The organism is Shinella sp. NM-101 (assembly GCF_021401195.1).
Lineage (GTDB): Bacteria > Pseudomonadota > Alphaproteobacteria > Rhizobiales > Rhizobiaceae > Shinella.
Map to the genome: position 1 here is coordinate 320,463 of NZ_JACBFT010000002.1, position 25,470 is coordinate 345,932.

Below are 25,470 nucleotides of genomic sequence, written 5' to 3' on the forward strand. Positions count from 1 at the left end.
GATGTCCACCTTCACCGTCGTTTCAACCGTCACCCACCGCTCGCTGCTGAACAAGAGCAAGGACGATCTGGCGCGCTGGATCCTGCACCTGCTCGACTGCCGCGACGACAACGAGCGGCTCCGCGTCCAGCGCGTCGCCGACCTGCTCGAAGCGAACAACCGCTATCAGCAGGAGGCGCGCGACCTGCGCGCGGCGGCGAAGGCGCGCTTCGACCTGGTTGCGCATCTTGAACGGCAGCGAGCCTTCTCCTTGAAGACCTTCGGCCCTGGCACGCGGGCCGCCGGCGTGGTCGATCACATTCGCAAGGAACTGCGCGAGATCGAGGCCGACCCCTCCGACGTCGAGGAATGGATCGACGTCATCATTCTGGCCTTCGACGGCGCATGGCGCGCCGGCTTCGAACCGGCCCGCATCGTCGAGGCCGTCGTCGCCAAGCAGGCGAAGAACGAGAAGCGCCGCTGGCCCGACTGGCGGACGGCCGACCCGGACAAGGCGATCGAGCACGACCGCCGCGGCGAGGCTGCGGAGACGGATGGCGACACGGCTGGGCGTCTCAAGAAGACCGCCGCCGAGTTTGCGCACAATGGCGACCGGACGCGCGTCGCGGTTCTCCTTGGCGATCTTCGGGCCATCCTCCCCATCCTTGAGGCGGCTCCGCAGAAGGCGGTGGCCACCCATCGCCACAAGAAGCGCGGCACCGAATACACGCTGATCGGCATCGGCAAGATGCAGACCGAGCGGTGGATCGAACCGGGAATCTATCCCAACCCCGGCGTCGCCGACATGCGCGACGTCGCCATCTATCGCAGCGTCGACGATGGTTCGCTCTGGGCGCGGCCCTGCGAAGAATTCGAGGACGGCCGCTTCGAGGCCCTCAAGGGTGCCGGGGAGGTGAGCGATGGCTGACTTCGCACACACCCGGCGATGGTGGCCCGCCTGCCTCGTCGACGAGATCATGCCGCCCGGACGCGAGCGCCCGGAAGACTGGCTTTCCCCCGATGCTGCCGGCGTGACGACCGTCCGATGGGATGACGAGAAGGCATCGGTCGCCGGAACCATCGCGCCCGGAGAAACCGTCTCCTTCATGTGGTGGGAGGAACGCGGAAACGTCACGATCACCGTCATGCCGGACGGATCGTGGAACCTCGAAGATCCGCGCGACGGTGGCACCGTCGATATGTTCACCGGCGAGGCCGTGCCGCTGGCGCCGGCTGCTCGTATCGACGAGGCGAACTGGTTTGCCGAGGTGAGCGACTACGAGACGATGTCCGATTCGATGGACAGTTTCGCCAGGAACTGGGCGTCGAACGACACGATCGAACCCGAGGGCGAGCGACTGACCGTCGTTATGGGCTTCTGGCAGGAAGGGGTCGCCTTCGCCGTTTCGGCGGATGGGCGCGCTCTTTCCGGGATCGGAGGCGACCATGGCTGACCATTCCCTTATCGAGTGGACCGACGCGACGTGGAATCCGATCACCGGCTGCTCTGTTATGTCGCCCGGCTGCACGAACTGCTATGCGATGCGCCTGGCCGGGACGCGCCTCAAGCATCATCCGAGTCGCGCGGGCCTGACCATCGACACGAAGGCCGGGGCGGTCTGGAACGGCGAGGTCCGCTTCAACGAGCAATGGATCGGCCAGCCCCTGCGGTGGGCGAAGCCGCGCATGATCTTCGTGTGCGCGCATGGCGACCTCTTTGCCGAAGGCGTGCCGGACGGCTGGATCATGCGCGTCCTCAACGTCATGGCGCAGGCGCAGCGCCACACCTTTCAGGTTCTCACCAAGCGCCCCGACAGGATGCTTGACTTCTTCCGCCGGTGGGCAGACGTGAACGTCGAGCAGGATCTGGACTTCAAGGGCGCGCGTGGGCCGGGCGAGGTTCGGGCGGCGCACCCCAGCGGCCGCGGACAGCTTTTCGCCGACATGCTGGACGCCATGGGAACGCCGCCGTCAGGCTGCGCCTATCCGCTGTTCGATTGGGCCGGCGGCATGGCCAGATGGCCGGATTCCTTCCGCAACATATGGCTCGGCGTTTCGGTCGAGGATCAGACCCGCGCCGACCTTCGGCGGCCCGCAATGGCGGCGCTGGCCGACCATTGCTGGCTGACATGGGTTAGCTACGAGCCGGCACTCGGACCGATCAACTGGAAGGGATGGGAATTTGCCCGCTGGATCGTATCCGGCGGCGAAAGCGGCGACGGTGCCCGGCCGACGCATCCGGAATGGCACCGCGCCACGCGGGACTTCTGCGCGGCGCACGGGATTGCGTTCCTGTTCAAGCAATGGGGTGCATGGTCGGCGTTCTATGATCGCGACGTCGAGGATCCGGACTGGCGCTCGACGCCGAAGGTCGACGGCCAGATGGGCCTCGGCGCGACGCGGTTTCACAATCTGGCCGGTGGCATCGGCTTCCACGGCGAGCGCCTGGTGGCCGTGCGCAATGTCGGCAAGAAGGCGGCGGGTCGGCTGCTCGACGGGATCGAGCACAACGGCCTGCCGAGGGTGCGGCCATGACGGTGCATCTGATCGCCGCCTGCGGCCGCAGAGGCCAGATCGGCCGCGCCGGCGACCTTCCATGGCGGGGCGACCCGGATATGGAAACCGTGATGAAGATGGACCTCGCCGGCTTCCGGCGGCTCACGATGGGCGGCGTCGTCATCCTTGGCCGGCGGACGGCGCGGGGGATGCCGCGGCTCGAAGGCCGATGCGTCTATGAATGGGCCGGCAGCGAGTCGGCCGAGGTGATCGAAACCTGCGGGCAGGAGTGGCCGGGACGGCCCATCTGGATCGCCGGCGGCGCGCATACCTATCGAACGTTCGCGCCCTTCGTCGACGGCCTCAAGCTGATCAGCGCCATTCCCTACGACAACCCGCCCGAGGAAGACCGCGAGCATGTGTTCTTCCCGTTCGACGCTTACGGGTTTCGCTGGGGAGGTGCCGCGTGACGGACTTCCCCTACATTTTCCGGTGGAATCGACAAGGCCGGAAAGGCCAACCGTGCCGGCTTACGGCGCGCGGCAAGATGAACTCGATTCGCGTCGAGTTCGCGGACGGTTTCGTGATGATCACGTCCGGCAACGCCATCCGAAAGGCCGTTTCGGTCTCTCGGAATTCCAAAACTTCCAAGCAACCCGATGGAGTTAGACCATGAACATTGCAACCGCGATGAAGATTTCCCCTATGATCATAAACCGGCCCGACCTGGCTGCGCCGGTTCTCTTCGCCCCCAGCAGGACGGAGATCGGCATCAGGGCTGGCAGCGCGATCCAGATCGAGGGGCGCACGCATGCCTTCGCCTCCGACACGCCGGTCTGCCTCGGCGACCTGACGCCCGGCCGTGACTATGGCGTCAGCATCGACGGGGAGGGCAAGCCCTTTGCCGAGCCGGTTCCGTCGAATCCCCTCGGGAACAGATGGTTCGCAGGGTTCCATTTCGCACCCGGCGGCTGCGCACAGGCCCGCGCCGGCGGCGATGTGGTCCCGGCGGTCAATCCCTTCTCGCTCTGGGATGTGGATTTCCGCTTCGCCGGGCCGGACCCGCGCGGCATGACGATGATCGAACTCGCCGGCGGCCGCAAGGCATGGGTGGACATCTATCTCCCCGGCGTCGATCACCACGAGCACGGCACGAGCCGCTGCGGTGCGACGATCGCGGACGGCCGCGACCTTCCCATGCGCCCGGACGGCAAGACGCGCTTCAAGCGGTTCGACTATGCCGCCGCCGTCGAACTCCTTGCCTATCACGGCAAGCGCCTCCTCACGATCGAGGAATTCTTCGCGGCCGCCATCGGCGTGCAGGAGCGATGCTCACGCGATGGCGACCCTGTCGTGACCGGCGTCCTCAAGGACGGCGCGGAGCGATTCATCAGCCAGCGCGGCGCCTTCGACATCACCGGGACCGTCTGGCAATGGGCCACGGATGGCGACCCCGACGAGCCTCGCCCGTCCCTCATCGGGGGTTCGTGGATCAGCGGCGACAACGCCGGCTCTCGCTACGCGAGCCTGGGCAACTGGCCGGATCTTTCGAACGGGAATCTCTCGGCCCGCGGCGGCGGCGATCACCTGCAGCCTGTCTCCTAACCCGCGCGGAAGCGCGGGCCGACTGAAACGGACGATCGTCAGCCATGACACGCGATGAATTTGTACATCCTCAAGATCTGGCAATCGTCGAAAAATATGAGGCCGTCGTGACCTACCTCTATCCTATCCTCCAGCGATGCCCGCGCCGTCACGGCGCGCTGCGTGACCGGTTGATTGGATTGCTGTTCGATCAGGTCGGCCTTCTCTATCAGGCGGCGAAGAGCAAGCAGCCTTCACGCCTGTACGCGGCGGACGCTCACATGGCGACGCTGCGATTCTGGTTGCGCTTCGCGGCCGATCCGGCGCTGAAAATCGTCACCCCGCGGCAGCATGCCGTGGCGCTCCGCACCATCGCGGAGACCGGGGCGATGCTCGGGCAATGGATCAAGACCACGAAGGGCAACGGGCGGTCGGGGTCATGACGTTGCGGTGCCCGTCCATCATCGGGGGTTCGTGGATCAACGGCGACAACGCCGGCTCTCGCTACGCGAACCTGGGCAACTGGCCGGATAATTCGAACGAGAATCTCTCGGCCCGCGGCGGCGGCGACGACCCTTTCAACGCTCGGCGGCGGTCACGGCCGCGCCGGCAATCTTCCACCGGCGCGGCCGCATTCATGTGGGTCTCGCCAGGGTGGTCGGCCCGACCGTCCGGCTTCGGCGAACACATAGCAGGGTCCGGTGAAGCGGGGAGTAGCGGCGCAGCCGTCGAAACCCGCGACCGGCAGATAGATATACAGGTCATGGGAAAAAAATATCGCAACCTTATCGGCACGATCACGTCTGATGCGAATATGCGGCGGGCCTTCCGGCTGACGTCGCTCGGAAAGCGGCTCACGCCAGGGTTCCTTGAATTCAAGGAATTCTCGATCCTCAATCTTCACAATCTGGCATCGGCCATGCGCGACGGCACCTATCGACCGGGAACGCCCCGTGAGTTCCGGATCTTCGACCCCAAGGTGCGCGTGATCTCAGCGCTTCCGTTCGAGGACCGCATTGCGCAGCATGCGCTATGCGCCGTCATTGGCCCGATTTTCGAGGCGACCCTTCTTCCGAGAACCTACGCGTGCCGACCCGGAAAAGGCACCCACGCCGCAGCGATCGCCCTTCAGGCCGACATGCGCCGGCTCGATCGCGACGGACCGCTTTACGCCCTGAAAACGGATTTTTCGCGCTACTTTTATAGCATTGAGCGCGGCGCGCTCTGGAAGCTCATTGAGGCTAAAATCTCGTGCCGCGCCACGCTGCGACTTATCGAAGCGATTCTCCCGCGTAGCGGGATCGGCCTTCCGATCGGCAACCTCGTCTCGCAAATTTTTGCAAACGTGTACGGCGGGGTTGTGGATCGCCACCTTCAGCAGACGATCGGCGAGCGATACTGGTTCCGCTACATGGACGACATTGTCGTTCTCGGGCGCTCGTCCGATCATCTGCGCAAGGTGCGCGGATCGATCGAGGAATTGTCGCGCGACCGGCTGGGGCTGCGGTTCTCGAAATGGAGCATCCAGCCGGTCGGCCGGGGCGTCAACTTCGTCGGCTATCGCATCTGGACGACTCACAAGCTCCTTCGCAAGGACAGCGTCGTGCGGGCGCGGCGCAAGATCAGGGCCTATCGCGCCGCCGGCGAGCATGAGCGGCTTGATCGGTTTCTCGCCGCGTGGATCGGCCATGCGTCATGGGCGGACAGTCACAACCTGCTTGAAAGCCTGGGCGCCGCCGGCGGCCGACTGGATCGAGTGTAGGGAGGCCACCATGACGCTATCTCGATTCGACGCATTGCTCTCGGAAGATGAAGTCTGCCGCCGATTTTCGGCGCTCGTCGGCGCAAGGGAGTTGCGCAAGGCCCGCCAAAATGGCGAGATAGCCTTCGTTTCAGGCAAGAAGGGGGCGGTCTTCTACCACCCCGAGGCCGTGGCGGCCTATCTGTCGCGCAAGGAGACCGTGTGTCAGAACGACTTTGGGAATACGGGGGATACTGGATTGCGCGCGCCCACGGCACGGCGCGGCTCTATGCCTACTGGTACGACGAGCGAATCCGAAACACTCGTCGCCGATCACTTGGCACGGAAATACTCGAAGAAGCCCGAGACAAGCTCATCGCCCTCGTCGGTGCGGCGAACGCGGACGGGAGCCGATCGCCAGACCGCGTGATGATTCTGTCCGTGCTGGATCACTACTACGAGAACGACATCAAGAATAAGCCCTCCGCCGACCAGGCGTTCCGCGCCATCGCCATCGTGAAGGACTTCCTCGAGGCGAAGATGGCCAAGGGGTCGATGGTGTCGTCCTTCGGGCCGATCCGGCAACGGGAGTTCATGCAATGGTGCCGGTCGGAGCACGATCATTCGGCCGCCTATATCGCGCGCGTTCTGTCGGTCGTGTCGGCGGCGTTCCGTTTCGGCAAGCGGGTCGTCGTCGTCACCGACAGGCTGGGCAACGAGCACGAAGTCCAGCTTCTCGACATGGCGCCGGACGTCGTGACGCAAGCGAAGCGCGTCGCGGAACTGATCGATATCCCCGAGCCGAAGGAGCGCGACTGGCTTCCTACCTTCGAGGAGTTCGGCCGCTTCATTGACGCCATCGACAGGCGGAAGGAAAACCTCTTCCGCTTCGTCATTATCGCGCTCAACACATGGGCGCGGCCGTCGACGATCCTCGACTTCCGCGACAACGAAGCCACGGTGAACCGGCGGTTCGGCACGATCGACCTCAATCCGCCCGGCCGGCGGCAGACGATAAAATACCGCCCGAAGATCCGGCTGACGTCGAACCTGCGCGGCTGGCTGGATCATTGGAGAGAAGAAAATCCCGACGCCGTTGCCCCGATGACCTGGGACGGAGCGCCGATCGATGCGATCAAGCGCACCTTCGTCCGCCATGCGGAGGAGTGCGGCTTGCCGGAGTTTACCCCCGGCCTGATTCGACATTTCATGTCGACGATGGTGCGCCGGGAGAAGCCGCCGGTCTCGAAAGAGCAGCGCGACGTCTGGCTCGGCCACGACGAAAAGCGCACAGCCAATGCCTATGAAGCGTTCGACCCCGACTACCTCGCCGACTGCATGCGAGCGACGGAGTCCGTGATGCGGAAATTGCAGAAACACACCCGCAGACCCCTGTTTTCCTGCAAGTTGCCTGCAAGTGGGGGTCTCGTGGTGATTGAAGGGGGAAGGAAGTCGGCTGTAAGCCATTGACTTCCTTGGGATCGAATGGTGGGCGTGACAGGGATTGAACCTGTGACCCCTACGATGTCAACGTAGTGCTCTCCCGCTGAGCTACACGCCCATCCGATGCGGCGCATAGACCACAAAACCGGATGCTGCGTCAATAGGCTTTTCGAAGCTTTTTTCACGCGCCGATTTTGCGGTCTTTTCCGGGCCTTAGGCGGCCAGCATCTTGTTGACCTCATCGACGAGATCGCGCAGGTGGAAGGGCTTGGACAGGACCTTTGCGTCCTTCGGAGCCTTGGAATCCGGGTTCAGCGCCACGGCGGCGAAACCCGTGATGAACATGACCTTGAGGTCGGGATCGAGCTCGGTGGCGCGGCGCGCCAGCTCGATGCCGTCCATCTCCGGCATCACGATGTCGGTAAGCAGCAGCGAGAAGGGTTCTTCGCGCAGCCGGTCGTATGCGCTGGCGCCGTTGTCGTAGGACAGCACCTGATAGCCCGCCTTTTCGAGCGCCTTCACGAGGAAGCGGCGCATGTCGTTGTCGTCTTCGGCGAGGAGAATCTTGGGGGTCATGGAATCCGGGAACCGTTGCTAAGGTTATCTGCCCGCGAACGGGCGGTGATGTTACGAAATCTCATTCGGGTAAATATCCGGTGAATGTGGCAGGGCAAGCCCGAAGCCGGCAGTTCTTCAGTATGGACACGCGCGCACGCGGCTGGCAACATGGGCAATGCAATACCTTGAGGCATGGTAAAGGACGGCAATGGCGCAAGCTCCAAGCGAAAACAGCCACTTCGAAGTGCTGGAGCCGGTTTCGCAGAGCGTGCCCCTCGTCTTCAATTCGCCGCACAGCGGGCGCCGTTATCCACAGGGCTTTGTCGAGCAGTCGCGTCTCGATGCGCTCGGCATCCGCCGTTCGGAAGACCATTATGTCGACGAGCTGTTCTCCGTCGCGCCGGCGCTCGGCGCGCCGATGCTGATCGCGCATTTCCCGCGCGCCTGGCTCGACGTCAACCGCGAGCCCTATGAGCTCGATCCGCGCATGTTCGACGGGCCGCTGCCGTCCTATGCCAACATCAATTCCATCCGCGTCGCCGGCGGGCTCGGCACCGTGCCGCGGGTCGTCGCGGAAAACATGGAGATCTACCGCCACCGCTTCCCCGTCGAGGAGGCGCTGGACAGGGTGGAGAGCGTCTACAAGCCCTATCACGCGTGCCTGCGCCGGCTCGTGGTGCGCACCCATGTGACCTTCGGCTTCGCGGTGCTTCTCGACTGCCATTCGATGCCGGGCAACATCCGCGTCGCCGGCTCGGGCGTGCGGCCCGATTTCATCATCGGCGACCGCTACGGCACCAGCGCATCCGGCGAGCTTTCGCGCGTCGCCATGCGGCTCCTGGAGGACATGGGCTTTTCCGTCGTGCGCAACAAGCCCTATGCCGGCGGCTTCATCACCGAGCATTACGGCCGGCCGGCCAAGGGGCTGCACGCCTTGCAGATCGAAGTGAACCGCAGCCTCTATGTCGACGAGACGACGCTGGCGAAAAGGCCGGATTTCGCAGTGCTCCAGACGGCGATCTCCGCCTTCCTGCAGGACTTTTCCGAACATGTCGAGGAATATGCCGCGGACCGGACGCTCGCCGCCGAATAGGCCGGCCTCCCCTCCAAAAAAAACCGCGCTTGAGGCGCGGTTCAAGTCTGGGAGGAAACACCCAAGGAGGGTATTTACAGCCACGAGTGACTGTAAGGAAAAAGTAATGTTGCGCTGCACAAATGTCAAGCGCGACCCGGGCGCCAATTTGCGAAGCGTCAACCGCTTGTCCTGCGTCGTGACTGGAGTGATCCCGCGTCAATCCGGTTCCGTTTTCCGCGCCGATACAGTAAGGAGTTGCGATAAGCCATTCCCGCCGAGAGACATTCATGCTGCCTGATCGCGCTTTCTTCGACCGCCTTGCCGATGCCGCAAGGAAGGAAACCCTGCCGCGTTTTCGCGCCGGCGCCGACGTTGTCAACAAGGAGGCGGGCGGCTTCGACCCGGTGACGGAAGGCGACCGCGCCGCCGAAGCTGCGATTCGCGCGCTGATCGAGCAGTATTTCCCCGACCACGGCATTCTCGGCGAGGAGCACGGCTCGGTCGGCCTCGACCGGGAATATGTCTGGGTGATCGACCCGATCGACGGCACGCGCGCCTTCATTTCCGGCGTGCCGGTCTGGGGCACGCTGATCGGCCTTTATCGCAACGGCGAGGCGGTGATGGGCCTCATCGACCAGCCCTTCACGGGCGAGCGCTATTTTGCCGACGGCACGGTGTCTCGCTATGCCGGGCCGGAAGGCAGCAAGGTGCTTTCGACGCGTTCGTGCGAAGGCCTTGCGGACGCGATCATGTTCACGACGTCGCCGCATCTCTTCACCGAGGGCCGCAAACCCCGCTTCGAGGCGGTGCAGGACAAGGTGCGGCTCTTCCGCTATGGCGTCGACTGCTATGCCTATGCGCTGCTGGCGGCCGGACATATCGACCTCGTCGTCGAATGCGGGCTGAAGCCCTACGATGTCGGCGGGCTGATACCGGTGATCGAGCAGGCGGGCGGCATCATCACCGCCTGGGACGGCGGCCCGGCGGAAATGGGCGGCGAGATCATCGCGGCCGGCAGCCGCAAGGTCTATGACGAGGCGGTGGCGCTTCTGAGGGCGTAAGGCGTTCAGGCGCCGAGGCTGGTGTCCTCGGCATCGCTTCCCGGAATGAAGGCTTCGATCGCGGCGAGCGCCTGGGCGCGGTAGCGGTCCGCCTCCTGAAACAGTTCGTGGCGCGCGCCGTCGATCTCGATGAGGCGTGCGGCGCGGAAGATGCGCGCGAGGTCGTCCACCGCCTTGCGCGGCACCAGCGGATCGGCCGTGGGGCAGAGCAGCAGCGTCGGAATGCGGATGCGCGTCAGGTGATTCTGGTGCGTCACGCGCGCCATGGCGCCCAGCATCTCGTTCAGCCAGCGCGCGGACGGCCAGCTTATCGAGAGTTCGGGATGCTCCGCATAGATGGCGGCGTTGCGGGCAAAGCGGCGCCTGTCGGAGGTGACGACGTTGCCTTCGAATTCCAGGAGGGGATCGCCCTTGCGGAAGGTGCGCGTGCCGAAGCCGGTCAGCGAAGCCAGCCGGGCGATGATGGCGATCTTGCGCTGGCTCATCGACTGCCCGCCGAGGGCGACGAAGGGGGCGGCGAGCACCATGCGTTCGATGCGGTTTTCCAGTTCCGGGGCCTGCGAAAGCGCCACGAGCGCGCCGGTCGAATGCGCGACGATGAAGAAGGGCAGGCGCGCATCCGGCAGCACGACCCTTTCGAGGAAGAGCGAAAGGTCGGCCTCGTAATCGGCAAAGCGGGCGATGTGGCCGGCACGATTGCCGGGGACGAGGCGGTCGGAACCGGCCTGTCCGCGCCAGTCGAAGGTCGCGACCCAGAGGCCGCGGGCGGTCAGGTCCTCGATCGTCTCGAAATATTTCTCGATGCATTCGCTGCGGCCCTGCAGCAGAACCACCGTGCCCCTGGCCTCGCGCTCCTTCGAGCGGAATACCGCATAGCGGATATTCACGCCGCCGCGGCCTTCCATGAAACCGGCGACGTGGTTCTCGGGAACGGGATTGTCGGCGGTGGCGTAAAGGATGGAATCCATCGGGCTGGCGGTCTCGGCGACAGGGCGTTGCATGTGGTTCCGCCGGAGAGCGCTGCGCGTCTTGCGGAACTGCCTGTTGGATGGATAGGCGCTGGCCTTGGCGCCGTCAAAGAAAAAAGCCGGATGCATGCGGCACGGGGGTGGCGCACATGCACTCCGGCTCAATTTGACCGGAGAGGAAGGGACGTTACACCCCGGTCGTCGAAAGTATTCGCTTCCGATGCTGCGGTTTTACCAAGCCCAAGCTGAACGCTGTCCGAAGCCGCCGTTCATTTGGCGTTCATATCGCAAAGTTTCTGGAAAGAGGGATTTGCGCCCGCTTTGCACCCCTTGAACGGGCGGAACGCCATTCCCATCTCATCGTCACGGGCGCCGAAAGGGCCCGTCGAGGTTTCCGTCGCCAGGATGGGGCGGAGCCGGATGACCCGGGCTGCACCTTCGGAAATCAGGGGCAGCCTTCTGAAAGACCGCAACCGTTGCTCTGAAGGAGGACACCATGCGTCACGTCGATTTCTCCCCCCTCTACCGCTCCACCGTCGGTTTCGACCGTCTCTTCACCATGCTCGACAGCCTCGGCCAGCCCGACCAGGGCCAGAGCTACCCGCCCTACAATATCGAGCGCACCGGCGAAAACACCTATCGCATCACGATGGCCGTTGCCGGTTTCGATGAGAGCGAACTGTCGATCGAAGCGCGCGAACATGCGCTGACGGTCACGGGCGAGAAGAAGGACGATGCGTCCGATGACAGCCAGTATCTCTATCGCGGCATTGCCAAGCGCGCCTTCGAGCGCCGCTTCCAGCTTGCCGATCATGTGGAAGTGCGCGCCGCTTCGCTGAAGAACGGCCTTCTCCACATCGATCTCCTTCGCGATATCCCGGAAGCCGCCAAGCCGCGCCGTATCGAGATCGCCGCCGTCGGCCGCGAAGCCAAGCAGATCGAAGCGCAGACCAACTAAGCGTTTCGCTGGGCAAGGAACGAGGGCGGTGCCGCAAGGCGCCGCCTTTTTTTGTTTGCAGGCCGGATGAGGGACTACCCCCCGAAAATCACAGCGCCGAAAGGAAGCTGTCGACGTCCGTTTCCGTCGTCGCGAAGCTGGTGACGAGGCGGATGAGCGTTTCATCCTCGCGCATCGTCGCCTTGAGGTCCGGGCCGGTCGGCCAGTCGTAAAAGACCGCGCCCTTTTCCTTGAGGGTCTTTATTGCGTCGTTGCGGATGATGGCGAAGAGCTCGTTAGAGCCCGTCGGCCAGGCAAGGCGGGCCTTTTCGGATGCGGCGAAGCCGTTTGCGAGGCGCGCGGCCATGGCGTTGGAATGGCGGGCGAGCTTCAGCCACAAGCCATCGCGGAAATAGGCGTCGAACTGGGCGGCGATGAAGCGCGACTTGGAGAAGAGCTGGGCCGAGCGCTTGCGCAGGAAATGCATCTGCTGGGCTCTGGCCGGATCGAAGAGCACCAGCGCTTCCGCGCACCAGCAGCCGTTCTTGGTGCCGCCGAAGGAGAGGATGTCCACGCCGCGCTTCCAGGTCATTTCCGCCGGCGTCGTGCCGAGATGGGCGAGGGCATTGGCGAAGCGCGCGCCGTCCATGTGCAGCGGCAGGCCGGCCTTCTTCGCCACCTCGGAAAGGGCGGCGATCTCGTCCAGCGTATAGGCGGTGCCGGCTTCCGTCGCCTGGGTGATGGTGACGGCCATCGGCTGGCCGCCATGCACGAAGTCCGGCGGGAAGCGGCCGATGGCGGCGGCGAGCGCCTCGGACGAAAGCTTGCCGGCAGGGCCGTCGACGGGCACGAGCTTCGCGCCGGTCGCGAAGAATTCCGGGGCGTTGCATTCGTCCACGTTCACATGGGCCTCGCGGTGGCAGAAGACCTGACCGCCCGGCCGGTTGAAGCTGGCGAGAGCCAGCGAATTCGCCGCGGTGCCGGTTCCCACGAAGAAGACGGCGACGTCCCGCTCGAAAATCTCCGAAAAGGTCTTTTCCACATGCTTGTCGAGGTCGCTCGTGCCGTAGGCCGAGGCAAAGCCGCCGGCGGCCTCGACGAGGCTGCGTGCGATGTCGGGATGGGCGCCTGCCCAGTTGTCGGAAGCGAAAAACATGCGGTTTCCAGTGCGGTTGGGGCTTTGCGGGGACCATAATGGAGAAAAAGCGGCGATCAATCGCCGGATTCGGCTCGAAGCCCGCTTTTTCGGGGAAATGAAAGGAACGGAAACAAAGTGCCGGGAGCTCGTAATTTAATTTCAAGCGTTCGGCGGCGTGGGCAATTTTTCTTCATGAGGTGGTGATTATTTGGCATGATGGCCTTGCGGGGTAGGGGTGTTTCTGGCATAGAGCCTATGAAATAGGACAGCGTTACTGTCCTATTTCGGTCACGAGACCGAAGAGGCGCTCTTCCCACCTGCGGAAGGCGCCGGCAAAGGCGCCGGGGCGGAAGCGATTTCCACAGGCCCTCTCGCCACGACGGTTCCGATGATCCACCGGACGGGCCGTCGTTTTACGGCCGCATCAGGTTCATGCAACAGGCGACGCCCTCGGGGGCGACCGGAATGCCCGCACGAAACGGGCCAACAGGAGGAAACAATGGTGGTGAAGACTCAAGCACATGATTATCGGCAGACCCGGGCGCAGACCACTGCGACGGGCGCCAAGACGCGCGCTTCCACTCCGGGCCTGCCGAAAAAACAAGGACTCTACGATCCGCGCAACGAACACGATGCCTGCGGCGTCGGCTTCGTCGCGCATCTGAAAGGCAAGAAGTCGCACCAGATCGTCAAGGACGGGCTTTTCATGCTCGAGAACCTGACGCATCGCGGCGCCGTCGGCGCGGATCCGCTGATGGGCGACGGTGCGGGCATTCTCGTCCAGATTCCGGACCGCTTCTTCCGCGAGGAGATGGCAAGGCAGGGCATCACGCTGCCCAAGGCAGGCGAATATGCCGTCGGCCACATCTTCATGCCGCAGGACGAAAAGCTGGTCGAGTATTTCAAGACGGTCATCGCCGACGTCGTCGCCGAAGAGGGGCAGGTCCTCATCGGCTTCCGCGACGTGCCGGTCGACAATTCCTCGCTCTCCAAGGCCCCCGAGATCGCCGCCACCGAGCCGCGCCATGTGCAGGTCTTCGTCGGCGCGGGCCGCGAGGCCGCGACGAACGACGAGTTCGAGCGCCGGCTCTTCACCCTGCGCAAGGTGATCTCCAACCGCATCTATGACGAATACGAGGGCGAGGAGAGCAACTTCTACCCCGTCTCGCTCTCCTCGACGACCATCGTCTACAAGGGCATGTTCCTCGCCTACCAGGTGGGCGCCTATTACAAGGACCTCGCCGATCCGCGCTTCGAATCGGCCGTCGCCCTCGTGCACCAGCGCTTCTCCACCAACACCTTCCCGTCGTGGAAGCTGGCGCATCCCTATCGCATGGTCGCCCATAACGGCGAGATCAACACGCTGCGCGGCAACGTCAACTGGATGGCGGCCCGCCAGGCCTCCGTCTCCTCGCCGCTCTTCGGCGAGGACATCACCAAGCTCTGGCCGATCTCCTACGAGGGCCAGTCGGATACGGCCTGTTTCGACAATGCGCTCGAATTCCTGGTGCGTGGCGGCTATTCCATGGCCCATGCCGTGATGATGCTGATCCCCGAGGCCTGGGCGGGCAACCAGCTCATGTCCCCCGAGCGCAAGGCCTTCTATGAATACCACGCCGCGCTGATGGAGCCGTGGGACGGTCCCGCCGCCGTCGCCTTCACCGATGGCCGCCAGATCGGCGCGACGCTCGACCGCAACGGCCTGCGCCCCGCCCGCTACCTCGTCACCGACGACGACCGCGTGATCCTCGCCTCCGAGGCCGGCACGCTGCCGGTCAAGGAAGAGAGCATCGTCAGGAAGTGGCGGCTTCAGCCGGGCAAGATGCTGCTCATCGACATGGAAGAGGGCCGCATCATCTCCGACGAGGAGGTGAAGTCCGCGCTTGCCGACAAGCACCCCTATCGCGACTGGCTCGACAACACCCAGATCATCTTGGAAGACCTCGGTCCGGTCGAGCCGCGGGCGCTGCGCCGCGACGTGTCGCTGCGCGACCGCCAGCAGGCCTTCGGCTATACGCAGGAGGACACACGCCTCCTGATGTCGCCGATGGCGACGACGGGGCAGGAGGCGATCGGCTCCATGGGCACGGACACGCCGATCTCGGCCATGTCCGACAAGACCAAGCTGCTCTACACCTATTTCAAGCAGAACTTCGCGCAGGTGACGAACCCGCCCATCGACCCGATCCGCGAGGAACTGGTCATGAGCCTCGTTTCCTTCATCGGCCCGCGCCCGAACATCCTCGACCACGGCGGCGCGGCGAAGGCCAAGCGCATGGAAGTGCGCCAGCCGATCCTGACCAATGGGGACCTCGAAAAGATCCGCTCCATCGGCCATGTCGAGGACCGTTTCGACACCAAGACGCTGGACTTCACCTATGACGTCTCGCGCGGCGCCGACGGCATGCCGGAAATGCTCGACCGGCTCTGCGAGCGCGCCGAGCAGGCCGTCACCTCCGGCTACAACATCATCGTGCTCTCCGACCGCCAGATCGGGCCGGACCGCGTGGCGATCCCGGCGCTGCTGGCGACCGCCGCCGTGCACCATCACCTCATCCGCAAGGGTCTGCGCACCTCCGTCGGCCTCGTCGTGGAGACCGGCGAGCCGCGCGAGGTGCACCATTTCTGCCTTCTCGCCGGCTACGGCGCGGAAGCGATCAACCCCTACCTTGCCTTCGACACGCTCACCGACATGCACAAGCGCGGCGAGTTCCCGAAGGAGGTAGATGGGGAAGAGGTGGTCTATCGCTACATCAAGGCCATCGGCAAGGGCATCCTGAAGGTCATGTCCAAGATGGGGATCTCGACCTACCAGTCCTATTGCGGCGCGCAGATCTTCGACGCCATCGGGCTTTCGTCCGAACTGGTGGACAAGTACTTCTTCGGCACCGCGACGACCATCGAGGGCATCGGCCTCGACGAGATCGCCAAGGAGACCTTCAACCGCCACAAGGCCGCCTTCGGCCGCGATCCGCTGCTTGCCAACACGCTCGATATCGGCGGCGAATATGCCTATCGCATGCGCGGCGAGGAACATGCCTGGACGCCCGACGTCGTCGCGTCCCTCCAGCATGCGGTGCGGGGCAACGCGGTCGACCGCTACAAGGAATTCGCCGAACTGGTAAACGCCTCGGCGCTGCGCATGAACACGATCCGCGGCCTCTTCTCGATCAAGGAGGCGGAAGCTTTCGGCCGTAAGCCGATCTCCGTCGATGAGGTGGAGCCGGCCGTCGATATCGTCAAGCGCTTCTCGACGGGCGCGATGTCCTTCGGCTCGATTTCCCGCGAGGCGCATACGACGCTTGCCGTCGCCATGAACCGGATCGGCGGCAAGTCGAATACCGGCGAAGGCGGCGAAGAGGCGGATCGCTACCTGCCGCTGCCGGACGGCTCTTCCAACCCCGAGCGTTCGGCGATCAAGCAGATCGCGTCCGGCCGCTTCGGCGTGACGACCGAATATCTGGTCAATGCGGACATGCTGCAGATCAAGGTTGCGCAGGGCGCAAAGCCCGGCGAGGGTGGCCAGCTACCCGGCCACAAGGTGGATGCGACGGTCGCCAAGACCCGTCACTCCACGCCGGGCGTCGGCCTCATCTCGCCGCCGCCGCATCACGATATCTATTCCATCGAGGACCTGGCGCAGCTCATCTACGACCTGAAGAACGTCAACCCTGAGGCCGATATCTCGGTCAAGCTCGTCTCGGAAGTCGGCGTCGGCACGGTTGCCGCCGGTGTCGCCAAGGCACGCGCGGACCATATCACCATCGCCGGCTTCGACGGCGGCACCGGCGCCTCGCCGCTCACCTCGCTGAAGCATGCCGGCTCCCCGTGGGAAATCGGCCTTGCCGAGACGCACCAGACGCTGGTGCTCAACAAGCTGCGCTCGCGCATCGCCCTGCAGGTCGACGGGGGCCTCAAGACCGGCCGTGACGTCGTGATCGGCGCGCTGCTCGGCGCGGACGAGTTCGGCTTCGCCACCGCGCCGCTGATCGCTGCCGGCTGCATCATGATGCGCAAGTGCCACCTCAACACCTGTCCGGTGGGGGTCGCCACGCAGGATCCGGTCCTGCGCAAGCGCTTCAAGGGCACGCCCGAGCATGTCATCAACTACTTCTTCTTCGTCGCCGAAGAGGTGCGCGAAATCCTGGCCTCGCTCGGCGTCCGCTCGCTGAACGAGATCATCGGCGCCTCCGAGCTGCTGGAGAAGGAGAGGATGATCTCGCACTGGAAGGCCAACGGTCTCGATTTCTCGCGCATCTTCCACAAGGTCGATGCGCCGAAGGAGGCGACCTACTGGACCGAGCGGCAGAACCATCCGATCCATGACATCCTCGACCGCAAGCTGATCGAGGAAGCCAGGCCCGCGCTCGAAAAGAAGACGCCCGTCGCCTTCGCGGTCGACATCAAGAACGTCGACCGCTCGGCCGGCGCGATGCTCTCCGGCGAGGTCGCCAAGCGCTACGGCTTCAAGGGCCTGAAGGACGACACGATCTCCGTGACGCTCAACGGTACGGCCGGCCAGTCCTTCGGTGCCTTCCTCGCCCGCGGCATCACCTTCGATCTCGTCGGCGCCGGCAACGACTATGTGGGCAAGGGTCTTTCAGGCGGGCGCATCATCGTGCGGCCGCCGGCCGGCAATCGCGCGGTGCCGCATGAATCGATCATCGTCGGCAACACGGTGCTCTACGGCGCGATCGCGGGCGAGTGCTACTTCAACGGGGTGGCCGGCGAACGTTTCGCCGTGCGCAATTCCGGTGCCGTCGCCGTCGTCGAGGGCGTGGGCGACCATGGCTGCGAATACATGACGGGCGGCGTCGTCGTCGTCATCGGCCAGACGGGGCGCAACTTCGCGGCCGGCATGTCCGGGGGCGTCGCCTATGTGCTGGACGAGGCCGGCGATTTCGCCCGCCGCTGCAACATGGCGATGGTCGAGCTGGAGCCGGTGCCGGAGGAGGACGACATGCTGGAGAAGCTGCACCACCACGGCGGCGACCTCATGCACAAGGGCATGGTGGACGTCTCCGACGACATGACGCGCCATGACGAGGAGCGTCTCTACCAGCTCGTCTCGAACCACCTGCACTATACGGGTTCGCCGCGGGCGCGGGAGATCCTCGACAAATGGGCCGAGTATCGTCCCAAATTCCGCAAGGTGATGCCGGTCGAGTATCGCCGCGCGCTCGAAGAGATGGAGCGCATGAGGATGGGGGTCGCTGCCGAGTGAGGCAGCGGTTCACCACCCTTCACTGACCGATTGCGTGAAACGCGATCAGGATCGATTTCATCTTCACCGGCACGACAGCGGAGCTGCGCACCGGTAACGGGACCTCGAAAGGCACCCGTCTTGAGCAAGGATTATTGAAGTGGGCAAGGTAACTGGTTTCATGGAAATCGACCGGCAGGTGATGAAGTATCAGCCGGCCTCCGACCGCATCCGCCATTTCCGCGAATTCACCATCCCGATGTCGGACCCCGAGGTTCAGAAGCAGGCCGCGCGCTGCATGGACTGCGGCATTCCCTATTGCCACGGTCCGACCGGGTGTCCGGTGCACAACCAGATCCCCGACTGGAACGACCTCGTCTATAACGGCAACTGGGAAGAGGCGATCCGCAACCTGCATTCGACCAACAACTTCCCGGAATTCACCGGCCGCGTCTGCCCCGCCCCTTGCGAGGAGGCCTGCACGCTGAACCTGGAAGACACCCCGGTCTCCATCAAGACCGTCGAGCAGGCGATTGCCGACAAGGCCTATGAGATGGGCTATATCGTGCCGCAGCCGGCGACGGTGAAGACCGGCAAGAAGGTCGCCGTCATCGGTTCCGGCCCCTCCGGCATGGCGGCTGCCCAGCAGCTCGCCCGCGCCGGCCACGAGGTGCATCTCTTCGAGCGCGAATCCAAGGCCGGAGGCCTGCTGCGCTACGGCATCCCGGACTTCAAGATGGAGAAGAACTTCATCGATCGCCGCGTCGACCAGATGCGCGGCGAGGGCGTCACCTTCCATTACGGAGTCAATGTCGGCGTCGACAAGCTGATGGACGAGATGCTCGCCGAGCACGATGCCGTGCTCTATTGCGGCGGCTCGGAAACGCCGCGCGATGCCGGCATTCCGGGCGTCGACTTTGCCGGCGTGCACGATGCCATGCCGTACCTCGTGCAGCAGAACCGCCGCGTCGGCCGCGAGAATGTCGACAGCGTCGGCTGGCCCTCCGATCCGATCCTTGCCGGCGGCAAGCATGTCGTCGTCGTCGGCGGCGGGGATACCGCGTCGGACTGCGTCGGCACCGCCTTCCGCCAGGGCGCGGTGAAGGTCACGCAGCTCGACATCCGCCCGCAGCCGCCGGAAAAGGAAGACAAGCTCGCCGTCTGGCCCTTCTGGGCGACGAAGATGCGCACCTCCTCCTCGCAGGCCGAAGGCGCCGTGCGCGAGTTTCAGGTCGGCACGCTCGAATTCGTCGGCGACGAGGACGGCGTGCTGACGGGCGTCAAGTGCTGCCAGGTGGACGACCGCCGCAAGCCGATTGCCGGTACGGAGTTCATCATCAAGGCGGACCTCGCCTTCATCGCCATCGGCTTCCGCGGCCCCTTCACCGACAGCGTGCTGAAGGACCTCGGCGACCGGCTGACGATCAACACCGACAAGCGCGGTTCCTCGAACGTCGTCGCTAACGACCGCGACTACAAGACCTCGGTCGACAAGCTCTGGACCGCCGGCGACGTGCGCCGCGGCCAGTCGCTGGTCGTCTGGGCGATCCGCGAAGGGCGGCAGGCGGCGCGGGCCATCGACGAGGCGCTGATGGGGTCCACCACGCTGCCGCGGTGAGGTTCGACAGAGGCCAGGATTTGAGAGGGCGCGCCGGCATGCCGGCGCGCCTTCATGCGTTCTCGGGCTCCATGCAACTCCCAAGGGTTGCTCCCGCCAAGTCCATCCACCTCTCCTCCGTCATCCTCGGGCTTGACCCGAGGATCCATAGCCCTGGTGCGCAGGTGGATGGATGGTCGGGTCAAGCCCGACCATGACGAAAGAAAGCTGGGTGGACTTGGCGGGAGCAGACCACTTTACGAGATTTGCGGAGTGCCGTGGCTTGCCGCGGTGGAAGACCCCTCCCCAACCCCTCCCCACAAGGGGGAGGGGCTTACGGTGCCGCACTCTCTGCATTCCATTTTGAACGATAAGCACGCCTCCCGCTTTCTCCCCCCCCTTGTGGGGGAGATGCCGGTAGGCAGAGGGGGTGGCCCCGCGCAGCCGGGGCGTTACGGGAAGACCCCTCCCTAGATCCCTCCCCACAAATGGTAGGGACTTAACGTGCCGCATCCTCGGCATTCATTTCGAACGATGAGCGAGCCTCCCGCTTACCGGCAGGCAGAAGGGGACCTTGTTCCCTACGGCGTTGCCGTCTTGTCCAGCCGGAAATCGTCCACACGGCCGAGCGGGGCATCGGCGGTCTCGCCCTTTTCCACCAGCTTGTCGCGCAGGCTCTTGCCGGTGCCCTTGATCGGCGTGCCGCCGAGGAGCGCGGTGCCGCCGTCCAGTGCCGGGTCGGCGAGGCTGATGGGCTGGGTCTTGGTGATCTCGGCGTCTTCCGCCGGAGGCGTCGCGACGACGAGATCCTTGAGGTCGCCCTGCAGGCCCGGGCCGTCGGCGGCGGCGTCGCCGAGCAGGCGGCGGATTTCCTTTTCCACGTAGAAGGCGAGCTTGCGCTTGCCGGCCTTGGTGAAGTTGATGCCGTCTGAGCCGCGCAGGCGCACCTGCTGGCCGTTGATGTCGGAGCCGGAAATGACGAACTTGCCGTCCTCGTCGACGAAACCGTCCCAGATGTCGACGAACTCGCCGCCGGCCTTTTCCGCGCCCGCGCGATAGAGATTGTTGAGCGTCGTCATGTCCGCCGTCAGCGCGGAGGACTGGAAGGGCGGCATGCCCATCCAGAGCAGCGGCTTGCCGCCCTGCCGGGCGAGCGCCGCGATGCGGGCGACGCGCGTCTCGTACTCTTTTGTCCAGGCCTCGGAGCGGAACTTTTCCTTCTCGTCGGCCACAGTCATCTGCTGGCGGTCGTTGGCGCCCATGCTGACGACGATGAGGGCCGGCTGGGTTTCCGCGATCAGGTCGGGAAGCGATGCGGGCCAGTTGTAATAGTCCTCGCGCACGATGCCGGAAGAGCCGTTGGTGCGGCGCTCGACGCGGATGCCGGGCGTCGTCTCGAAGGCGGCGTCGAGGCCGTCGCCGAGGCTGCCGGCGATGAAGTCGCCGACGACGAGCACCACCTTGGCGTCGGGCTGCTTCTCGACCGGCGGCGGCTCGGCCTTCCTGGCGACCGCCGGGGCCGGCTTCTTCTTGCGGATGACGGTGCGCGGCTTCTGGACCTGCGGCTCGGGCTCGGCGGCCTTGCGCTTCGTGCCGAAGAGAAGTTCGAGGATGGTCTTGCGTTCGCGGCGCTGCTCCTGCGCGCCGGCGGGCAGCGAGGTGACGACGACGCTTGCGGCGGCCGCAAGCGCAAGGCCGAGGCGCCCAATCCGGATGGTCGTCGTCCTGTTCATCACGAAGCTCCGTTCTCGCCGCGATCCTGCGGATGCCCGGTGGCGGCATGATGGCAAATGCCGGCGGCGAGCGGAAGCGCCCGCCAGCAAAAAGGGGCGCTAAAGGCGCCCCTCATGCCTGCTTGCGCGCTCCGGTCAGCGGCGCAACGCCCGCAGGAGCTGCTGGCTCGGCTCGCCGTCGGCGGCAAGGCCGATGCGGTTCTGGAAGGCCTGGATGGCGGCCTTGGAGCCGGAGCCGAAATTGCCGTCGACCTCACCCTCGTAGTAGCCGAGTTCCTTGAGGCGGGTCTGGAGCTCGAACTTCTCGGTGATGTCGAGCGCGCCGTCAGGCCGCGGCCAGCGCTGCTTGACGCCGCTGTAGCCGGCGATCTGGTCGGCCAGCATGCCGACGCCCATCGCGTAGGAATCGGATGCGTTGTAGCGCTTGATGACGAAGAAGTTCTTGGTCATCAGGAAGCCCGGCCCGCCGTTCGCCGGCAGCTTGAGCTCGGCCCGGTCGGCGCCGTTCTTGAAGCCGTTGCCGCCCGGGCGCGTGAAGCCGAGCTTGGCCCATTGGGCGAGCGTCTTCGTCTGGCCGGAATACTTGTTGCCGCCCTGCGGCACGACGATCTCGTAGCCCCAGGTCTTGCCGGCCTGCCAGCCGTTCTTGGCCAGCAGGTTCGCGGCGGTCGCCAGCGCGTCCGGCACGGAGTTCCAGATGTCGCGGTGGCCGTTGCCGTCGGCGTCAATGGCGTAGAGCAGGTAGCTCGTCGGGATGAACTGGGTGTGGCCCATGGCGCCGGCCCAGGAGCCGGTCATGTCGGCGGCGTCGATGTCGCCGCGCTGGATGATCTTGAGTGCGGCGATGAGCTGCGTGCGGGCGTATTTCGCGCGCTTCTGGTCGGCATAGGCGAGCGTTGCGAGCGCGCGCGGCACGTAGTGCAGCCGGTCGTCCTTCTTCAGTACAGCGCCGTAGTTCGATTCCATCGACCAGATGGCGAGGAGGATGTTGCGATCGACGCCGAAATGGCGCTCCAGCGCGGTGAGCGTGCGGCCGTGCTTGGCGGCCATCTCGCGGCCGATCTTCACCGTGTAGGGGTTGACGCGCGAATCGAGATAGTCCCAGATCTTGTTGGTGAATTCCGGCTGGTAGGTCGCCTTCTGGATCACATCAGGATCGGGCGTCTTCACGCCGGAAAACGCCTTCTGGTAGGTCGACTTGCTGATGCCCGCCTCGGCCGCCGTCGCGTAGAAATCGGCAATCCATTTCTGGAAGCGCGGGTCGGCCGCGCGGGCCATTGTAGCCTGAGCAAGGAGCCCCGCCGAAAGAAGAAGGGTGAGCGCGGATCGGCGCAGAACGGTTTTCAGATTCTGTGTCATCGGCTGTCGTGTCCGTTTCCTAAATTTCGGTACGATGGCGCGGAACCACCGGCTGAGCGCAAAACTTATAAAAACGAAGTCAACAAATTCTTTACCATCAAAATTTTGCCGCGTCTCTCTTTGTAAAAAAATAGCAATTGAAGTCTATTCCGGCACACATATATGTCCCGGCCATGACGGCTACGGGCTCAACGAGGTGAATATGTCGCAGACACGCAAGGTTCGCAAAGCAGTCTTCCCGGTGGCCGGCCTCGGCACGCGCTTCCTCCCGGCGACGAAAGCCGTCCCGAAGGAAATGCTGACGGTCGTCGACAAGCCGGTGATCCAGTATGTGGTGGACGAGGCGCTTGACGCGGGCATCGAGCACCTGATCTTCGTCACGGGCCGATCCAAGGCCGTCATCGAGGACTATTTCGACATCCAGGTCGAGCTGGAGCAGACGCTGCGCGAGCGCAACAAGACGGCCGAGCTGACGCTGCTCGAAAGCATCCTGCCCGTCGCCGGCTCCACGAGCTTCACCCGCCAGCAGGAGCCGCTGGGCCTTGGCCATGCCGTGTGGTGCGCCCGCGAGTTGGTCGGCAACGAACCGTTCGCGCTGCTCCTGCCCGACATGATCATGAAGGGGGAGAAGGGCTGCATGAAGGGCATGGTCGAGCTCTTCGAGCATTCGGGCGCGAATATCATCGCCGTCGAGGAATGCGCGCCCGACCAGGCGCACAAATACGGTATCGTCGGCGTCGGCGAGAAGGTCGGCGAGGGCTTTGCCATCACGAAGATGGTCGAGAAGCCGGCGCCGGGCACCGCGCCGTCCAACTTCTTCATCAACGGCCGCTACATCCTGCAGCCGGAAATCTTCCCGATCCTCTCCACGCAGGAGCGTGGCGCCGGCAACGAGATCCAGCTCACCGACGCCATGGTGAAGCTTGCCGACAGCCAGAAGTTCGCCGCCTACCACTTCCGCGGCGAGACCTACGACTGCGGCGCCAAGGATGGCTTCATCCTCGCCAACATCGCCTTCGCGCTTGCCCGCGCGGATATCCGCCCGTCGATCGAAGGCCCGCTGAAGCAGCTCGTTTCGGACCTCAGGTAGTCAGCGGCGCAGGACCAGGCCGATGCCGGCGCGTGTAACGCCGGTATTGGCCGCGCCCTTCTGGCGCGTCAACTCGTAGGAGATGTCGCCGGTCATCGCGAGCCAGCGGTTGATGTTCCAGGTAAGGCCGGCGCCGGCCAGATAGATGTTCTGGTTGGCGGCGCCCGCGGCGGGGAAGTCGCGCAGCGTGTAGGCGGCGCTGAGCCGCGCCACGAGATTGTCCCTCAGTTCATGCGTCAGCTCGGCCGTCGCGCCGTAGGAGACGTAGCCGCTCTCGCCCGCCGTCGCGGACGGCTCGAGATCCGTGCGCAGGCCGAGCCTCAGGTCGGTGCCGCGATGGGGGGACCATTGGATGGAACCATCCACCGTGAGGCCTTCGAGGGCGGCAAGCCGGCTGTCGTCGAACGTCGCGCGCTTGTAGCCGGCCCCGAGATCGCCGCGCAGCTTCTCGCCGAGATCGATTTCCACCCCGGCCCGTCCGCCAAGCGTGGAAAAGGAGCGCTGGTAGCCGGACGAATCCAGCTTGTCGTCATAGACGGCCCGACCGACGGAGGCTTCGAGATAGGGGATCAGGGCCGGGGAAAGCTCGTAGCCGATGCGGCCCGTCAGCGTTCCCTCGGTGTAGTTGCGATCGGAAAGGTCGAGCTTGCTGCCGTCGGAAAGGGTCGCCGAACCGTAGGTGCGCCGCTCCGCATCCGCGCCGATCGTACCGCGGATCACGCCGAAATCGCGCGTGACGCGGGCGCCTCCCGTTAGGGTCTGCACGCCGGACTGGACGCTGGCGCCGCTGACGGCATTGGGATCGGTCGAGTTCTCCCGCTCGAAGGCATAGCCGCCGGTGATGTGGGCAATGGTGTCGTCGCTGAGATCGAGGCGGAGATCGCCGGTGACCCGCGCCTGCGGCCGGGTCTCCCCGGTGCCGCTGATGTTGCGCTGGTAGATGCCCTCGGCATCGATGGTGAGCTGGTGGCGCGACCAGTCGGAGGTCAGCGATCCCCGGAAACCGGTCTGGGAATAGGTGCGGCTCGTCGCGGTGGCGCCCGTCTTCGTCTTCTCGTAGCCGAGGTTCTGCGAGATCGAGGGCCGCAGGATGAAGGTGCCGACCCGGATGCCCGTCGGCTCGTAGGGATCGCCGAAGCGGCTGCGTGCACCGTCGACGCTGCCTTCGCGCGTGTTCTGCCGTTCGACCCGGCGCTCCGCGGGGCCATAGCCGTCATCCGCATCGGCAAGCGCTGCCGCGGCCTCATCGGTCAGCACCGGGCGGGCAGGGGGCGAGGATGTGCTGGCTGCATCCGCGCGCGCGGCATCGCCCGCGCCCTGCGTGTCCGCAAAGGGATCGTCGTTGCCTGTTGCCGGCGCCGGGAAGGCGAAGGGCGTGACGGGGGGCGCCTGCTGGGCCAGCGCGGGCATGGCGGCAAGCATGGTGCCGGCGAGCAGAAGCCCGGCCAGTCGCCGTCTCGCGCGAGGCAGCCGTGCCCCGCTTTCCCTTGCCTTTGCCTCTGCCATGA

At 64.9% G+C, this 25,470-nt stretch carries 21 protein-coding genes and 1 tRNA gene; 15 read left to right on the forward strand and 7 right to left on the reverse strand.

Annotation, left to right across the window (positions count from 1 at the left end; all coding sequences use genetic code 11):
• The first annotated feature begins 1 nt into the window (after position 1).
• The 9 genes from L0976_RS05390 (at position 2) to L0976_RS05430 (ending at position 7,270) form a co-directional block, all read left to right on the forward strand.
• Entirely contained in the window at positions 2-907 is a 906-nt protein-coding gene (locus tag L0976_RS05390; protein ID WP_234186451.1) for a dATP/dGTP pyrophosphohydrolase domain-containing protein, read from the forward strand.
• Positions 900-1,433 (forward strand): hypothetical protein, encoded by a 534-nt coding sequence (locus tag L0976_RS05395; protein WP_234186452.1) that lies wholly within the window; start codon positions 900-902, stop codon positions 1,431-1,433. Before L0976_RS05390 ends, L0976_RS05395 begins: the two co-directional genes overlap by 8 nt.
• Positions 1,426-2,514, forward strand: a complete 1,089-nt coding sequence (locus L0976_RS05400; RefSeq protein WP_234186453.1) for a phage Gp37/Gp68 family protein — start codon at positions 1,426-1,428, stop codon at positions 2,512-2,514. The genes L0976_RS05395 and L0976_RS05400 overlap by 8 nt, the downstream gene beginning before the upstream one ends.
• Positions 2,511-2,945 carry a dihydrofolate reductase gene (locus L0976_RS05405; protein ID WP_234186454.1) on the forward strand — a complete coding sequence of 145 codons (435 nt, stop codon included), beginning with the start codon at positions 2,511-2,513 and terminating at the stop codon, positions 2,943-2,945. The genes L0976_RS05400 and L0976_RS05405 overlap by 4 nt, the downstream gene beginning before the upstream one ends.
• Before the next feature lie 202 nt (positions 2,946-3,147).
• Positions 3,148-4,080: a hypothetical protein gene (locus L0976_RS05410; RefSeq protein ID WP_234186455.1), complete on the forward strand. Its 933-nt coding sequence runs from the start codon at positions 3,148-3,150 to the stop codon at positions 4,078-4,080.
• Between the two features lie 44 nt (positions 4,081-4,124).
• Positions 4,125-4,502, forward strand: coding sequence for a diversity-generating retroelement protein Avd (gene avd / locus L0976_RS05415; protein WP_234186456.1), 378 nt, complete (start codon positions 4,125-4,127; stop codon positions 4,500-4,502).
• Positions 4,460-5,821, forward strand: a complete 1,362-nt coding sequence (locus L0976_RS05420) for a reverse transcriptase/maturase family protein (RefSeq protein ID WP_234186457.1) — start codon at positions 4,460-4,462, stop codon at positions 5,819-5,821. Before avd ends, L0976_RS05420 begins: the two co-directional genes overlap by 43 nt.
• 10 nt (positions 5,822-5,831) lie before the next feature.
• A complete protein-coding gene (locus L0976_RS05425) occupies positions 5,832-6,230 on the forward strand; it encodes a hypothetical protein (RefSeq protein ID WP_234186458.1) in 399 nt (132 codons plus the stop codon).
• Between the two features lie 110 nt (positions 6,231-6,340).
• Positions 6,341-7,270: a hypothetical protein gene (locus L0976_RS05430; RefSeq protein ID WP_234186459.1), complete on the forward strand. Its 930-nt coding sequence runs from the start codon at positions 6,341-6,343 to the stop codon at positions 7,268-7,270.
• Positions 7,271-7,286: 16 nt separating this feature from the next.
• On the opposite strand, the gene L0976_RS05435 is transcribed toward L0976_RS05430, so the two are convergent.
• Together L0976_RS05435 and cpdR1 are read right to left on the reverse strand one after the other, a co-directional pair.
• Positions 7,287-7,361, reverse strand: a tRNA-Val gene (locus tag L0976_RS05435).
• 95 nt (positions 7,362-7,456) lie between these two features.
• Positions 7,457-7,819 (reverse strand): response regulator CpdR1, encoded by a 363-nt coding sequence (gene cpdR1 / locus L0976_RS05440; protein ID WP_069061148.1) that lies wholly within the window; start codon positions 7,817-7,819, stop codon positions 7,457-7,459.
• A gap of 190 nt (positions 7,820-8,009) precedes the next feature.
• Here cpdR1 and L0976_RS05445 point away from each other — a divergent pair, with 190 nt between their 5' ends.
• Positions 8,010-8,894, forward strand: coding sequence for an N-formylglutamate amidohydrolase (locus L0976_RS05445; protein WP_203316081.1), 885 nt, complete (start codon positions 8,010-8,012; stop codon positions 8,892-8,894).
• Between the two features lie 269 nt (positions 8,895-9,163).
• On the forward strand, positions 9,164-9,937 hold the full coding sequence (hisN, locus tag L0976_RS05450) for a histidinol-phosphatase (RefSeq protein WP_234186460.1): 774 nt from the start codon (positions 9,164-9,166) through the stop codon (positions 9,935-9,937).
• A gap of 5 nt (positions 9,938-9,942) precedes the next feature.
• Here the strand turns inward: hisN and L0976_RS05455 are convergent, their stop codons facing one another.
• Positions 9,943-10,938, reverse strand: coding sequence for an alpha/beta fold hydrolase (locus L0976_RS05455; protein WP_370643584.1), 996 nt, complete (start codon positions 10,936-10,938; stop codon positions 9,943-9,945).
• Positions 10,939-11,401: 463 nt separating this feature from the next.
• Between L0976_RS05455 and L0976_RS05460 the strand changes: the two genes are divergently transcribed.
• Positions 11,402-11,863, forward strand: a complete 462-nt coding sequence (locus L0976_RS05460; protein ID WP_203316078.1) for an Hsp20 family protein — start codon at positions 11,402-11,404, stop codon at positions 11,861-11,863.
• Positions 11,864-11,951: 88 nt separating this feature from the next.
• Here the strand turns inward: L0976_RS05460 and L0976_RS05465 are convergent, their stop codons facing one another.
• Positions 11,952-12,998: a low specificity L-threonine aldolase gene (locus L0976_RS05465; RefSeq protein WP_234186461.1), complete on the reverse strand. Its 1,047-nt coding sequence runs from the start codon at positions 12,996-12,998 to the stop codon at positions 11,952-11,954.
• Positions 12,999-13,479: 481 nt separating this feature from the next.
• Here L0976_RS05465 and gltB point away from each other — a divergent pair, with 481 nt between their 5' ends.
• Together gltB and L0976_RS05475 are read left to right on the forward strand one after the other, a co-directional pair.
• Positions 13,480-18,204: a glutamate synthase large subunit gene (gene gltB, locus L0976_RS05470; protein ID WP_234186462.1), complete on the forward strand. Its 4,725-nt coding sequence runs from the start codon at positions 13,480-13,482 to the stop codon at positions 18,202-18,204.
• A gap of 139 nt (positions 18,205-18,343) precedes the next feature.
• Positions 18,344-19,801, forward strand: coding sequence for a glutamate synthase subunit beta (locus L0976_RS05475; RefSeq protein ID WP_234186463.1), 1,458 nt, complete (start codon positions 18,344-18,346; stop codon positions 19,799-19,801).
• Positions 19,802-20,361: 560 nt separating this feature from the next.
• On the opposite strand, the gene L0976_RS05480 is transcribed toward L0976_RS05475, so the two are convergent.
• Positions 20,362-21,513, reverse strand: coding sequence for a DUF459 domain-containing protein (locus tag L0976_RS05480; RefSeq protein ID WP_234186464.1), 1,152 nt, complete (start codon positions 21,511-21,513; stop codon positions 20,362-20,364).
• A 135-nt stretch (positions 21,514-21,648) separates the two neighbouring features.
• Positions 21,649-22,872: a lytic murein transglycosylase gene (locus L0976_RS05485; protein ID WP_234186465.1), complete on the reverse strand. Its 1,224-nt coding sequence runs from the start codon at positions 22,870-22,872 to the stop codon at positions 21,649-21,651.
• Positions 22,873-23,074: 202 nt separating this feature from the next.
• Here L0976_RS05485 and galU point away from each other — a divergent pair, with 202 nt between their 5' ends.
• Positions 23,075-23,962, forward strand: a complete 888-nt coding sequence (gene galU / locus L0976_RS05490; protein WP_234186466.1) for a UTP--glucose-1-phosphate uridylyltransferase GalU — start codon at positions 23,075-23,077, stop codon at positions 23,960-23,962.
• Here the strand turns inward: galU and L0976_RS05495 are convergent, their stop codons facing one another.
• On the reverse strand, positions 23,963-25,468 hold the full coding sequence (locus tag L0976_RS05495) for an outer membrane beta-barrel protein (RefSeq protein ID WP_234186467.1): 1,506 nt from the start codon (positions 25,466-25,468) through the stop codon (positions 23,963-23,965). It abuts the gene before it with no gap.
• Between the last annotated feature and the right edge of the window lie 2 nt (positions 25,469-25,470).

What these genes read in the sequence shown, in the direction of transcription:
- L0976_RS05390 (WP_234186451.1), top strand. Translation starts at nt 2, where the DNA reads ATGTCCACCTTCACCGTCGTTTCAACCGTCACCCACCGCTCGCTGCTG.
- L0976_RS05395 (WP_234186452.1), top strand. Translation starts at nt 900, where the DNA reads ATGGCTGACTTCGCACACACCCGGCGATGGTGGCCCGCCTGCCTCGTC.
- L0976_RS05400 (WP_234186453.1), top strand. Translation starts at nt 1,426, where the DNA reads ATGGCTGACCATTCCCTTATCGAGTGGACCGACGCGACGTGGAATCCG.
- L0976_RS05405 (WP_234186454.1), top strand. Translation starts at nt 2,511, where the DNA reads ATGACGGTGCATCTGATCGCCGCCTGCGGCCGCAGAGGCCAGATCGGC.
- L0976_RS05410 (WP_234186455.1), top strand. Translation starts at nt 3,148, where the DNA reads ATGAACATTGCAACCGCGATGAAGATTTCCCCTATGATCATAAACCGG.
- avd (WP_234186456.1), top strand. Translation starts at nt 4,125, where the DNA reads ATGACACGCGATGAATTTGTACATCCTCAAGATCTGGCAATCGTCGAA.
- L0976_RS05420 (WP_234186457.1), top strand. Translation starts at nt 4,460, where the DNA reads ATGGATCAAGACCACGAAGGGCAACGGGCGGTCGGGGTCATGACGTTG.
- L0976_RS05425 (WP_234186458.1), top strand. Translation starts at nt 5,832, where the DNA reads ATGACGCTATCTCGATTCGACGCATTGCTCTCGGAAGATGAAGTCTGC.
- L0976_RS05430 (WP_234186459.1), top strand. Translation starts at nt 6,341, where the DNA reads ATGGCCAAGGGGTCGATGGTGTCGTCCTTCGGGCCGATCCGGCAACGG.
- cpdR1 (WP_069061148.1), bottom strand. Translation starts at nt 7,819, where the DNA reads ATGACCCCCAAGATTCTCCTCGCCGAAGACGACAACGACATGCGCCGC.
- L0976_RS05445 (WP_203316081.1), top strand. Translation starts at nt 8,010, where the DNA reads ATGGCGCAAGCTCCAAGCGAAAACAGCCACTTCGAAGTGCTGGAGCCG.
- hisN (WP_234186460.1), top strand. Translation starts at nt 9,164, where the DNA reads ATGCTGCCTGATCGCGCTTTCTTCGACCGCCTTGCCGATGCCGCAAGG.
- L0976_RS05455 (WP_370643584.1), bottom strand. Translation starts at nt 10,938, where the DNA reads ATGCAACGCCCTGTCGCCGAGACCGCCAGCCCGATGGATTCCATCCTT.
- L0976_RS05460 (WP_203316078.1), top strand. Translation starts at nt 11,402, where the DNA reads ATGCGTCACGTCGATTTCTCCCCCCTCTACCGCTCCACCGTCGGTTTC.
- L0976_RS05465 (WP_234186461.1), bottom strand. Translation starts at nt 12,998, where the DNA reads ATGTTTTTCGCTTCCGACAACTGGGCAGGCGCCCATCCCGACATCGCA.
- gltB (WP_234186462.1), top strand. Translation starts at nt 13,480, where the DNA reads ATGGTGGTGAAGACTCAAGCACATGATTATCGGCAGACCCGGGCGCAG.
- L0976_RS05480 (WP_234186464.1), bottom strand. Translation starts at nt 21,513, where the DNA reads ATGAACAGGACGACGACCATCCGGATTGGGCGCCTCGGCCTTGCGCTT.
- L0976_RS05485 (WP_234186465.1), bottom strand. Translation starts at nt 22,872, where the DNA reads ATGACACAGAATCTGAAAACCGTTCTGCGCCGATCCGCGCTCACCCTT.
- galU (WP_234186466.1), top strand. Translation starts at nt 23,075, where the DNA reads ATGTCGCAGACACGCAAGGTTCGCAAAGCAGTCTTCCCGGTGGCCGGC.
- L0976_RS05495 (WP_234186467.1), bottom strand. Translation starts at nt 25,468, where the DNA reads ATGGCAGAGGCAAAGGCAAGGGAAAGCGGGGCACGGCTGCCTCGCGCG.